This is a genomic window from Sphingomonas sp. BL2, from assembly GCF_056680015.1.
In genome coordinates this window covers 2,378,023-2,389,873 of the sequence record NZ_CM155261.1, presented here as the reverse complement: position 1 = coordinate 2,389,873, position 11,851 = coordinate 2,378,023, and the positions used below count along the sequence as shown (strand labels likewise).

Below are 11,851 nucleotides of genomic sequence, written 5' to 3'. Positions count from 1 at the left end.
TTTTCCGTCAGGCCGTTTTGGATTTATTTGACGACGCGCAGGTCGCTGCCATCGCGCTCGATCCGCGCGCCCGTCATCGCCGCCGCCGACCGCGCGAACCCTTCCATGTCGTCGGTCCGGAACCAGCCGACGATCCGGCGATCCGCAAGCGGCGCCTCGACCGACAATTGCCGCGTGTTGTAGCGGTTGAACTCAGCGGCGGCATCGCCGAGCGTCATGCCGTCGAGCACGATCTCGCCCTTCCGCCATGCGAGCATCTCGGCAGGCTTGGCGGCCGTTACGATCGTCTCGGCGGTGCCGGATGCGTCGGCGACGACCGCGTGCTTGCCCGCATCGAGCGTGACGAACCGTTCGGGCGCTGCCACCGACCAGACTCGCACGCGCCCCTCGGTCACGGTCACTTCGGCGCGCCCGACATGACGCCGCACGGCAAAGGCGGTACCGACCGCCCGCACGCGGACGTCGCCCGCCGAAACGATGAACGGTCGCGCACGGTCCTTCGCGACCGCAAACCAGGCCTCGCCGTCGTCGAGCGCGACCGAGCGTTGCTCGGGCGTCATCCGCACATGCGTCCGGCTCGCGGTGTTCAGGACGATCGTCGAACCATCGTCGAGCTTGGCGATACGCCGCTCGCCGACTTTGGTGGCCAGCGCGGTATCGCGCTGCGCGCCCAACCAGACCGCACCGACGGCCGCGGCGGCAACCGCCAGCCCCCCGCTGGCGACCAGCACGCGACGACGTGACACCAGCGGCTCAGTCTCGATCGAGTCTTCGTCCACCTCATCCGCGCCGATCCCGCTCCACACCGCACGGGCGCGCAACAATGCGCCAGCGTGACGCGGATGCTCCGCGCACCAGTCCGCGATCTCGCGCACCAGATCGTCATCGTCCGGTGCCCGGTCCAGCCGGGCAACCCACCGCGCCGCAGCCGTTTGGATCGCGTCAGGCTGGTCGTGCATGACGGCTCCTCACGGTGCGGGCAGGCAGGTCGGCACGGTCTTCCGCCGAAAGTCCGTTCAAGATGGTCTTCAATCCGCGTGCCAAATCATTCTCGACGATGGTTTCGGTAATCCCCAGCGTGCACGCGATGTCGCGCTGAGACAGACCCTCGACCTTGCGCAGGCGAAAGATCGTGCGGCTACGCTCGGGAAGGTCGGCTAGCAGATGCTCGACCCGTGCCAGCAGCCCGCGCCCGGCGACGATCCGCTCGGGCGACAGATGATCGGCCGCCAGCGCGACTTCGAGGTCCGCGCTGGTCCCGACGGCATCGATCCGCACGACACGCGCACGACGCAGCTCGGCGAGGACAACGTTGCGCGCCGTCTGGAACAAGTATCGTCGAGGATCTTCCACCCGCCTGAAATCGGGCAGCGCCGCCAACCGGCAATAGGATTCCTGCACCACGTCATCGACATCGACGCCGGGGAACCCGGTACGGAGCCACCGCCGCAACGCCGGCTCGTGCGGCAGAATCTGCCGCGCGACCCATGTCACAAGCTCGGTACTCAAACGCGTCATATCACCCCTTGGCCGTAGCATGGATGCACGGCACGGACACTTCCGTCACGGTCTATCGCGAATGAGCCCGGCGCGCATCTTCATGAAAGCCGAGGTCGTTGGCGTTTGGCAGGGCATTCGCCTAAGCCGCATGGATGCGCATGCCAACGGTCTCCATCCTCATCCCGACATTCAATCGCGCGCATTACGTCGGTGATGCGGTCGCCAGCGCACTCGCACAGACGCTGACCGATACCGAGGTGATCGTCGTCGACGACGGATCGACCGATGCCACGCCCGACCTGCTTGCCAGCTTTTCCGATCCGCGGCTGCGGTACGTACGCCACGACGTCAATCGCGGCATCCCGGAGACGCGGAACACCGCCTTGGCCGCCGCGCGCGGAGACTATATCGCCTGGCTCGACAGCGACGACACGGCAAGACCGACCCGATTGCAGAAGCAGGTCGAGTTCCTCCACGACAATCCCGCCATAGCGATGGTCGGATCCGCCGCCGGCAAGATGAACATCGACGGATCGCCCAAGCGCGGCACCCGCATGCCGCCGCTCAGCCCGCCGATGATCGCAGCCTGGCTGTTGTTCCGGTCCGCCTTCCAGCAATCCTCCATTACGGGTCGCGCCGACATATTGAAGGCGTACCGATACGACCCGCGCTACCGTGTCTGCGAGGACGTCGACATGTTCGTCCGCCTGCAACGCGACCATGATCTCGCGAACCTGCCCGAGATCCTGATCGACCGTCGCCTCCACCCCGAGCAAACCGTCCGCCAATTCCGCGGCGAGATCCTGACCAGCCGACAAACGCTGATCCAGCCGATGCTCGCATCGCTGCAGATCGACGCCACGACCGAAGACGTCGAACGCCACGTGCTGCTGGGCTTCGCCGACTTGCGGGATGCCGATGTCGACGGGGCGTTCCTCGTCTGGGCCCGGGATTGGCTGGCGCGGCTACGCGAGGCGAACGACGCTACGCACGTGTTCGACAAGGACGCACTTGCCACGGCGAGCGACTATTTCTGGCTCCTTGCCTGCCGCGCCCTGATCCCGAAGATCGGCCGCGCTCAGGCGATCAAGGCGTTCCTGACGCGATTGCCGACCAACCTGCTCGGATCCAACGCCCGGCAATGGGCGAGAAGCGCGCTGCCGTCCTACCTGCCCTGCACCAGTCGGCGCAGCGTGCAATAAATCCGCACGCGCGTCAGGCGGTCTGGGTCTTCTTTGCGTAGGTGATGGCGAAGAGCAGGCTCGTCACCGTGACCGAACCAGCGACGACGGCGATCGCCATCCCGACTTCCCCCCAGAGCGGCAAAGTGACCAGCGCGGTCGCCAGCATGACCGCCACGCTGGCGATCCGGATCAGGAAAATACGTCCGGCGTAGCCGCGCGCGGTCAGCACGGTATCCAGCCCGACCGCGACCAGATCGATCGCCCCCGCGGCCGCCATCCAGGTCAGCACCAGATGACCCTGGCCGAACACGTGCCCACCCACCAGCTTGAGCACCGATTTCCCGAACAGCAGCGCGATCACCATGATCGCCGATCCCGCGACCGTACTCATCAGCACGGTTCGCAGCACGAGCCGTTGCACCGTATGATCCTTGGCCTCCTGCACCGCCCGCACGATTTCGGGGAACGCCGCGCGCGAGATGAGCTGGCCGATCTTCCCGAGCGACTGCGCGAGCTGGGCGGCAAGCCGAAACGTACCGGCCGCGGCGACGCCAAGTTCATTACCCACCGCCAGCAACGGCAATTGCTTGCTCGCCAGCGCCAGCGTCGAACTCGCGTTCGTACTCAGCGCGAAGTTCAATATGCCATCATTCTCCTCGACCATCCGCTTGAAACCGACACCGTTCCACAGCAGCTTCAGATCGCCGATATGCGCCACCATGCCCCAATAGGTCGCCGATGTGAGCACCTCGGCGATGGCCCACACCGCCAGGAACGCCTGCACGGTGGGATGGAAGATCATGACGAGGACGGCGCCGATCGCGCGCGCGATCGGCGTGATGCTGTCGGCGATCGCGGCCAGCCGAAACTTGTCCCTCAGGCGCAGGATGCCGACGGCGGCGGACCGGATCGTCACGAGCTGGACAACGGTGAATATCAGCGCGGCCCGCTTGAGCGTCGCGCCGATACCGAAGGCATCGCTCCAAAGCTCGAGAATGGCGATCGCAAGCGCGGCCCCGATCAACGCACTCCCCAGATCGAGAATGAAGCTGCCGCGAAACAGGCGGGCGAGCTTCGACTCGTCTTCGCCGTGCGAAAGCCCGACGCCGAACTGGACGATCACCTGCCAGCTCTGGAAGGCGACCAGCGTCGCCAGCGCCTGTGCCGCGCCGGTGATCAGCGAAAATCGACCGAAACCGGTCACGCCCAGCGTGCGCGCCGCGATCCCCAGATACAGCAACGACAGGACGGCAACGACGCCCCTGCTGCCGACGAGCCAACCGAGATTGTGCCCGATCGAGCGTAGCACATGGCCGCGGGATTGCGGGATCGGAGGACGCTGGACGCTGGACATGATGCTCTCGACCTACCGGGGGCGGCCCCGCCTCACAAGCGTCGCGATGTCACCCGAACCGGCATGACCGGGGTCGACGTCGGCCAAACGCCCCGCGATCGAGGTCGAGCGACGATATGGCGCGGCATCCAACGCGCATCGCCTGCGTTGTACGGCCGCTATCATCAGGAGACGCGGCATGAATCCGACCGGCAACACCATCCTCATCACCGGCGGCGGGTCGGGTATCGGCGCCGCTCTAGCGCAGCGTCTCCACGATGCGGGCAACGCGGTGATCGTCGCCAGCCGTCGCCAGGAAGCGCTCGACGAGGCAACCGCAGGGCGCGAGAACATGAGCGCGATGACGCTCGACATCGACGATCCCGCCGCGATCGAGGACTTCGCGCAGCGCCTCGTCGCTGAACATCCCGCGCTCAACGTGCTGGTCAACAATGCTGGCATCATGAAGCTGGAGGATATTTCGACCCGCCGCGATCTCGCCGACGCGGAGGCGACGATCGTCACCAACCTGCTCGGGCCGATCAGGCTGACCAACGCGCTGGTCGATCATCTCGCGGGACAGCCCGGCGGCACGATCGTCAACCTGACGTCCGGGCTGGCTTATATACCGCTAACGACCGCGCCGGTCTATTCGGCGACCAAGGCGGCGATCCACTCCTACACCGTCAGCCTGCGTCGAGCGCTGGACGGCAAGGTCGAGGTCATCGAGATCGTGCCCCCCGGCGTGCAGACCAGCCTCACCCCCGGACAGGAGACGCGCTCGGCCTACATGCCGCTGGATGCGTTTGCGGACGAGGTCATGGCGCTCTGGACGCAACAGCCAACGCCGAGCGAGATCCTCGTCGAACGCGTCCGCCCATTGCGCAATGCCGAAGCCGATCACCGCTTTTCGGAAACGCTCGACCAGTTCAACGAGATGGCCGAGCGCGCACGACGCGGAGACTGATGCTATCGCCTCGACGCCCTCCTGCGACGTCGAGGCACCACTCGTCATTTCTGCTAACTATTCTCAATAGCCTTGATCTGCCTGTCACGAGCCGATAGGCGGACATCTGTGAACGCGTCCCAAACTTCCCCGTCGCCTGCGACGACCGCCAAGCGCAAACGCAAGTGGCGAAGCTGGTGGCTCAAGCAATTGCACAGCTGGCACTGGATCAGCGCGGCGCTGTCGTTGACGGCCATGCTGCTGTTCGCGATCACCGGCATCACGCTTAATCACGCCGCGACGATCGGTGCCAAACCGGTCGTCGTGGAGAAAAGCGGCACGTTACCGCGCTCGCTGCTCCACATGCTGAGCGCACCGCATACCGCCGACGCGCCGCTTCCCGTTCCCGTGGCTAAGGCGGTCGTCACCGCGGTCGGGCTCGATCCCGCCGGCAAGCCCGTCGAATGGTCCGATAGCGACGCCTATGTCGCCTTGCCCCGCCCCGGTGGCGACGGCTGGGTCAGCATCGCGCGCGCGACCGGCGCGATCACCGCGGAAACCACCGATCGCGGCTGGATCTCGTATCTGAACGACCTGCACAAGGGTCGCAACGCGGGCGCGGCGTGGTTCTGGTTCATCGACGTCTTCGCTGGTGCGTGCATCCTCTTCACGCTCACCGGGCTGCTGTTGCTGCAACTCCACGCGCGGCACCGGCCTTCGACCTGGCCGATCGTCGCGGCCGGGCTCGCGCTCCCGGTCTTGCTCGCCATCCTGTTCATCCATTGAGGGGTTTCGCCATGCGTCCTACCGCGTTCCTGTTGCTCGGCGGGGCGATCACCGCGCCTGCCCTGTTGTCCCCTGCGGTTGCAGCGCCGCCCGGTGCCGTGACGATCACGATCCCGCGGCTCGACGTCGCGGAATATCATCGCCCCTATGTCGCGGTATGGCTGGAGCCGGTCGGCGGGGGCGCGCCGCGGACGCTGGCGGTCTGGTATGATCTCAAGAAGCGCGGCAACGATCCCGGTACCAAATGGCTCGCGGACCTGCGCGCGTGGTGGCGCAAGGGCGGCCGCAGCATGACGATGCCCGCCGACGGCGTCAGCGGGGCGACGCGGACGCCGGGCCAGTACACGATTCCCCTGCCCGCCGACGTCAAGCCCGGCCAGTATGTCCTCAACGTCGAGGCTGCGCGCGAGACCGGCGGTCGCGAACTCGTCTCCGTACCGCTTACCGCCGGAGCCCGCACCACGGGCAAGACCGAGCTCGGCGCCGTCGCCATCTCCGCCCGCTAAGGATCACAGCATGAAGCCTTTTGTTGCACGCCTGATGGCCGCCGCCGCGCTGCTGTCGATCCCCGCCGCACTGTCGGCGCACCGCATGTGGCTGTTGCCGTCGGCCACCGTGTTCTCGGGGACCGATGGCTGGGTGACGGTCGACGCTGCCGTCTCGAACGACCTGTTCTTCTTCGATCATCAGCCGCTTCGCTTGGACGGCATGAAGGTGTGGCAACCCGACGGTAGCGAAGGCGCACTGCAGAACGGCGCGACCGGGCGCTATCGCTCGGTGTTCGACGTGAAGCTCGACAAGCCGGGCACCTGGAAGATCGGCACGCAGATGTCTGCGGTCATGGGCAGCTTCAAGGTCGATGGCGTCGAGAAGCGCCTCGGCGGTCGTCGTGGTCCGCCGCAGCCGAACGCGCCCGCCCCGCTGACCGTCGCCGACATCCCCGCCAACGCGACCGACGTGAAGGTCACCGAGGTTTCGGGCCGCAACGAGATCTTCGTGACCGCGGGTGCGCCGACCACCACCGTCTTCAAGACGACCGGCAAGGGCCTCGAATTCGCACCGATCACGCACCCCGACGAACTGGTCGCAGGCGAGACCGCCAAGTTCCGCTTCCTCGTCGACGGCATACCCGCTGCGGGGCTGAAGGTGGCAGTGATCCCCGGCGGCAAGCGCTATCGCAACGACGAGGGCGCACGCGAGCTGACCACCGGCGCGGACGGCGTGCTCAGCGTCTCGTGGCCGACCGCCGGGATGTATTGGCTCAACGCGACGCTCACCGACGCCAAGGCAACGAGCCCGCGCGCGACCGAGCGCCGGATGAGCTACGTCACGACGCTCGAAGTCCTCACGCCCTGAGGCGTCCGGGTCTAAGTTTGGCGGCATGAGTTTGGCGGCATGAGGATCGCACTGCCACCGACGATCGACGCCGCGGCGTTCGCGGCGCGCGATCCGTCGGCGGTGGTGCTCGATCTGCACGGCGAGACGATGGGGACGTCGTGGAGCGTGCGCTTCGCGGCGCCCGTCGGCACCGATCCGTCGTCGATCCGCGCGGCGATCATCGCGCGGCTGGCCGGGCTCGTCGCCGAGATGAGCCACTGGGCCCCAGACTCACTCCTGTCCCGCTTCAACCGGGCGCCGGGCGGCACCTGGACGACGCTTCCACCCGACTTCGCGCATGTCATGACGCGCGGCCTGGCGATCGCCGAGATAACCGGCGGCGCGTTCGATCCGACGATCGGCAAGCTCGCCGATGCCTGGGGTTTCGGCCCCGTGCCTGTTGCTTCCCCCCCAAGCACTGCCGAAATCGAGACAGCGCGCGCGACATCGGGTTGGCCCCGGCTCTCGTTCGCCCCCACCGACGCGCATCTCCGCCAACCCGGCGGCACCGCGCTCGACCTGTCGGGGATCGCCAAGGGCCACGCGGTCGACGCCATCGCGGACCTGCTTCACGACGCCGGTATCGCGAACGCACTGGTCGAGATCGGCGGCGAACTCGCCGGTCGCGGGATCAAGCCGGACGGCGATCCCTGGTGGGTCGACCTCGAAAGCCCGCCCGGCCTGACACTCCCCCCGCTCCGGATCGCGCTGCACGGCCAAGCGGTGGCGACCTCCGGCGACTACCGCCGCGGCGCGCACACGCTAGATCCCCGCACCGGACGCCCGATCGACACTGCCGTCGTCTCCGCCAGCGTCATCCACGAGACCGCGCTCGACGCCGACGCTTGGGCAACCGCACTCACCGTCCTCGGCCCGGACGGCCTCGACCTCGCCAACGGCATCGCCGCTCGCCTCGTCACCGAGATCGACGGCACCGCGCAGGAGTACCTGTCGCCTGCCCTGTCGGCGATGCTCGAAGACTGACCACCACCGTCATTCCCGCGGAGGCGAGAACCCATATCGGCAAGCCTCACGATACGATCATGAACTTTCCGAGGGTAAGCATTTCCGTCGGCGCAGCGATCAAGCCTGCACGAAACCAGCCTTCGCAAAGTTGGGACGCAGGAGGATACCCCCTCTACCCCACGACGCTACCCGATCCCGCCCTCGCGCGTTACCAAAGCCAATGACCGACGCGCTCCCCCCCGCCATTCCCGCCGCGACGCTCGTCATCTTCCGCGACACGCCAGCCGGCCCCCCGGAACTGCTGATGGTCGAGCGTGCCAAGGCGATGGCGTTCGCGGGCGGCGCCTTGGTATTCCCCGGCGGCCGCGTCGATCCCGGCGACCACGCGCTGGCGGCGGTACTAGGCTCGCCCGACGACGAAACCGCCGCGCGCATCGCCGCGATCCGCGAAACGATCGAGGAGGCCGGCCTGCCGATCGGATTGTCGCCGATACCTTCCACACAAGTCTTCGAACGGTTGCGCGCCGCCCTTCACGCCGGAACAGCGTTCGGCGAAGCATTGGCGGAAGCAGGCACATCCCTCGACCTCGAAACGCTGGAGTATTTCGCCCGCTGGCGGCCAGCACACGCCCACGCGCGCATCTTCGACACGCGTTTCTATCTTGCCCGCCTGCCCGCCGACGCCCCCGCGGCGCGGGTCGACGAAACCGAGAATGTCCGCCTGTTCTGGGCAACCGCCGCGCACATTCTCGCTGAGACCGACGCCGGACGCGCGACTATCATCTTCCCGACCCGCCGCAATCTCGAACGCCTCGCGCAATTCGCCGATTTCGACGCCGCGGTCGCTGACGCCCGCGCGCATCCGATCCGCACCGTCACGCCGTGGACCGAGATAAGCAACGGCGTCGAGCATCTCTGCATCCCCGACGACCTCGGCTATCCGATAACGTCGGAGCCGATGTCGGACGCGGTGCGCGGCTGACATGCGCGCGGTGCGAAGGACGATCGGGTGGCTGGTGGCGCTGGTCGTCATCGCGAAGCTCGCGCTGATGCTGTGGGCGGGCCTGCGCGGCCGGCCGCAGGACGTGCCTTGGGCGCCGCTCGATCTCGGCCAGCCGGTCGGCCTGTTCACTGGGCGCAAGCTCACCGCACTGACCGAGGATTTCCCGCAATGCCGCGTGCTGCTCGACCGCGCCGGCGTCCGCTACACCGTACTGCCGCCACGCAAGGGCGAGGGGCAATGCGGCTATGCAGACGGCGTGCTTCTAACCGGCGGTGCTCGAAAGATCGCCTTCGCGCCTGCCGGGTTGGGCGTCGCCTGTCCCGTCGCAGCTGCGCTGGCGATGTGGGAATGGAACATCGTCCAGCCTGCCGCCGAACGGCACTTCGGCGCACGCGTCGCGACGATCGATCATTTCGGCAGCTATAGTTGCCGCCGCATCGCCGGCAGCCATTCGAGCAACTGGAGCGAACACGCGACCGCCGACGCGGTCGACATCGCGGGATTCCGCCTGACCGACGGCACCCGCATCACCGTCGCGCGAGACTGGAAGGGCGACGATCCCAAAGCCGCATTCCTCCGCGACGTCCGCGACGGCGCCTGCCAGCTGTTCGCGACGACGCTGTCCCCCGACTACAACGCCGCGCACGCCGATCACCTGCATCTCGACCAGGCAAACCGCGGCGCCACCGGCTGGCGCGCGTGCCGGTGAGTCAAGGACGAAGATCGATCCTCCCCCGCCAGGGGGAGGATCAGGAGGGGTCAGCTCGCCAAGGTCGTCCCCGAATCCACCTTCTCGACCCAGTACGGAAAGAACGCCGGCTGCCGGTTCGACCAGCCCGACGCGGTTGCCGCCGCCTCGCTGATCGACTGGAGTAGCTTCCGCCGCAATTCCGGATGCAGATGCGGCAGCGCCGCCGCCGCGCAGAATGCCGACGGCAGCCAAGGCCGAACCTCCGCGCCGATCAACCGCTCGTACAGGAAGCGCAACGCCGAGAAACTCGTCAGCCGCCCCTGCCCCAGGTCGAACGCCACCAGCGTCATCAACGGCGCCAGGAACGGCTCGATCGCATCCAGGCCGCTGTCGTCCGGCACCATCGCGCGCAGATCGGGGAGGTTGTTGTAAAGCCGCGCTTGCGCCCTGATGCTTGCCGCCTCGACCACATCGCGCGACCAGCGCTGCATCGCATCCTCGCGGTCCAGGCCTACATCGAGCGAACGCCGGATATACCGCTGCGTCGAACTCGGAAAAGCCGCGAATTCCTTCATCTCGGCGAGGGTCATCGATCCCTGTGCCGGTTTCATTCTGGAAGCCATGTCGTCACCCCGCTCTCGTCAAGGAACCGGCAGACTATGCGCTCGGATGGTTAACAACGACCCTAATGCGCGTCATCTTTCCGTAACACCAAGCGACCATGAAAGCTGTTGCGCTGCAACAAGGCTGCGACGAACCGAACGAAACTAAGCGATTTGATCGTCTTGCGAGGCGTTTGGGCAACAAAAAAGCGCCGGTCGTTGCCGACCGACGCCCGTTCGTTGAGCAGATGCAAGGGTTACGCCTGCTTTTCGCGCAGCGCTCGTTCTGCGTCCTCGTCATAGCCCGAAGATTTTGCCGGCTCGCTGCCCGACCCCGGCTGCGTCGCCGAAATCGGATCGCTGCCGTCCATCGACTCGTCGAGCCCGTTGTCGAGACGTGCGTCGGCGCTATCCGGGTTCTTCTGCAGCCGCTTGCCGATCGACTTGTCCTGGCCCGCTTCCTGGCGCGGATCGCGACCGGAGCTCTTGCCCTCGGCATCCTTGTCGTCGGGCGCTACGGACAGGCTATCCAGCGCGCTCTTGTCTATGTCGGTCATTGCGACGTCCCTTTTTAATCTTGGCGATGACCAACGGTCGAAGGGGCGGACCGTTCCGCCACTGCGCCCCTCCCTGGAAGGGAGGGAAGAACAACCCTCAATCCAGCGGTGTCACCTTGACCGTCTGCTCCCACAGATACGCTTGCCCGAACACCGTCATGAACGCGATATCGGTCGCATCGCGCCCGACGCAGACCCGCGCAATATCGCTGCACGTCGCCATCTTCGTCGCATCGATCAGCCGCCAGTCGCCCGCGAGCCACAGCTCCGCGACCGCATGGAAGTCGGGCGGATCGACCCCCGGCGCATAGGCCGACACGCACCGCGCCGGGATCCCGCCCGCCCGCGCGAGCGACACCAGCAGATGCGAATAATCCCGACACACCCCCGAGCGCGATGCAAACGTATCGAGCGCGGTCGTCTCTCCGCTGCTCGATCCACAGCGGTAGTCGAGCGACTGGTACACCCACTCGGTCAGGGCCGCCGCCAGCGGACCACCTTCCAGCCCACCGAACTCGCGCGCGACGAAGCCCTCGAAACGGTCCGAGGGACAATAGCGGCTCGGCATCAGATACGGCGTCAGCTCGCCGTCTAGCATCCGCGGCGGCGTCGGCGGATACAGCTCGAGCTGCACCCGCTCGCGCTTCACCGCGACGATGGCCTTATACTCGGCCGTGAACCGCCCATGCCCGCGCGACCAGCAACGCTGACCTATCCCGTCCTCGCCGCGCACAGCGCGGATCGGACTGTCGGACCACAAGGTGAGTGATTCCGACTCGATCGTCTGATCGGCCATCGCCGCAGCCTCGATCTGGACGAGAACATCGGCGTCCCCCGTGATCCCATAGTCCAGACGCACGTCGATCGAGAGCCGCATTGCGCGTCCCATTCCTGTCTCGAGCCATA

Annotated in this window: 14 protein-coding genes; 8 read left to right on the top strand and 6 right to left on the bottom strand. The window is 66.8% G+C overall.

The genetic code is table 11. The features are described 5' to 3' along the window. Positions 1-23 precede the first annotated feature (23 nt). Both AC1ME3_RS11155 and AC1ME3_RS11150 read right to left on the bottom strand, forming a co-directional pair. Positions 24-959 carry a FecR family protein gene (locus tag AC1ME3_RS11155; RefSeq protein ID WP_480953194.1) on the bottom strand — a complete coding sequence of 312 codons (936 nt, stop codon included), beginning with the start codon at positions 957-959 and terminating at the stop codon, positions 24-26. After that, positions 943-1,518, bottom strand: a complete 576-nt coding sequence (locus tag AC1ME3_RS11150) for an RNA polymerase sigma factor (RefSeq protein WP_480953193.1) — start codon at positions 1,516-1,518, stop codon at positions 943-945. The genes AC1ME3_RS11155 and AC1ME3_RS11150 overlap by 17 nt, the downstream gene beginning before the upstream one ends. Positions 1,519-1,658: 140 nt before the next feature. Here AC1ME3_RS11150 and AC1ME3_RS11145 point away from each other — a divergent pair, with 140 nt between their 5' ends. Next, positions 1,659-2,702 carry a glycosyltransferase family 2 protein gene (locus AC1ME3_RS11145; protein WP_480953192.1) on the top strand — a complete coding sequence of 348 codons (1,044 nt, stop codon included), beginning with the start codon at positions 1,659-1,661 and terminating at the stop codon, positions 2,700-2,702. Between the two features lie 13 nt (positions 2,703-2,715). Here the strand turns inward: AC1ME3_RS11145 and AC1ME3_RS11140 are convergent, their stop codons facing one another. Beyond that, positions 2,716-4,038 (bottom strand): lipopolysaccharide biosynthesis protein, encoded by a 1,323-nt coding sequence (locus AC1ME3_RS11140; protein ID WP_480953191.1) that lies wholly within the window; start codon positions 4,036-4,038, stop codon positions 2,716-2,718. A 178-nt stretch (positions 4,039-4,216) separates the two neighbouring features. On the opposite strand from AC1ME3_RS11140, the gene AC1ME3_RS11135 reads away from it, so the two are divergent. The 7 genes from AC1ME3_RS11135 (at position 4,217) to AC1ME3_RS11105 (ending at position 9,804) form a co-directional block, all read left to right on the top strand. Further along, entirely contained in the window at positions 4,217-4,984 is a 768-nt protein-coding gene (locus AC1ME3_RS11135) for an SDR family oxidoreductase (RefSeq protein ID WP_480953190.1), read from the top strand. Between the two features lie 108 nt (positions 4,985-5,092). Beyond that, positions 5,093-5,749 carry a PepSY-associated TM helix domain-containing protein gene (locus tag AC1ME3_RS11130; RefSeq protein ID WP_480953189.1) on the top strand — a complete coding sequence of 219 codons (657 nt, stop codon included), beginning with the start codon at positions 5,093-5,095 and terminating at the stop codon, positions 5,747-5,749. Positions 5,750-5,760: 11 nt separating this feature from the next. Continuing rightward, positions 5,761-6,255 carry a DUF2271 domain-containing protein gene (locus AC1ME3_RS11125; RefSeq protein WP_082453308.1) on the top strand — a complete coding sequence of 165 codons (495 nt, stop codon included), beginning with the start codon at positions 5,761-5,763 and terminating at the stop codon, positions 6,253-6,255. Between the two features lie 10 nt (positions 6,256-6,265). Further along, complete coding sequence (locus tag AC1ME3_RS11120) at positions 6,266-7,105, top strand: DUF4198 domain-containing protein (protein WP_480953188.1); 840 nt, start codon at positions 6,266-6,268, stop codon at positions 7,103-7,105. A gap of 39 nt (positions 7,106-7,144) precedes the next feature. Further along, positions 7,145-8,110: an FAD:protein FMN transferase gene (locus AC1ME3_RS11115; RefSeq protein ID WP_480953187.1), complete on the top strand. Its 966-nt coding sequence runs from the start codon at positions 7,145-7,147 to the stop codon at positions 8,108-8,110. 202 nt (positions 8,111-8,312) lie between these two features. Next, positions 8,313-9,074 carry an NUDIX hydrolase gene (locus AC1ME3_RS11110; RefSeq protein ID WP_480953186.1) on the top strand — a complete coding sequence of 254 codons (762 nt, stop codon included), beginning with the start codon at positions 8,313-8,315 and terminating at the stop codon, positions 9,072-9,074. Position 9,075: 1 nt separating this feature from the next. Beyond that, complete coding sequence (locus AC1ME3_RS11105; protein ID WP_480953185.1) at positions 9,076-9,804, top strand: extensin-like domain-containing protein; 729 nt, start codon at positions 9,076-9,078, stop codon at positions 9,802-9,804. A gap of 50 nt (positions 9,805-9,854) precedes the next feature. On the opposite strand, the gene AC1ME3_RS11100 is transcribed toward AC1ME3_RS11105, so the two are convergent. The 3 genes from AC1ME3_RS11100 to AC1ME3_RS11090 all read right to left on the bottom strand — a co-directional run bounded on the left by AC1ME3_RS11100 (position 9,855) and on the right by AC1ME3_RS11090 (position 11,822). Next, entirely contained in the window at positions 9,855-10,409 is a 555-nt protein-coding gene (locus tag AC1ME3_RS11100; RefSeq protein ID WP_056065323.1) for a hypothetical protein, read from the bottom strand. Positions 10,410-10,645: 236 nt separating this feature from the next. Then, entirely contained in the window at positions 10,646-10,945 is a 300-nt protein-coding gene (locus tag AC1ME3_RS11095; RefSeq protein WP_060526722.1) for a hypothetical protein, read from the bottom strand. Between the two features lie 97 nt (positions 10,946-11,042). Continuing rightward, on the bottom strand, positions 11,043-11,822 hold the full coding sequence (locus AC1ME3_RS11090) for a transglutaminase-like domain-containing protein (RefSeq protein ID WP_480953184.1): 780 nt from the start codon (positions 11,820-11,822) through the stop codon (positions 11,043-11,045). Positions 11,823-11,851 lie beyond the last annotated feature (29 nt).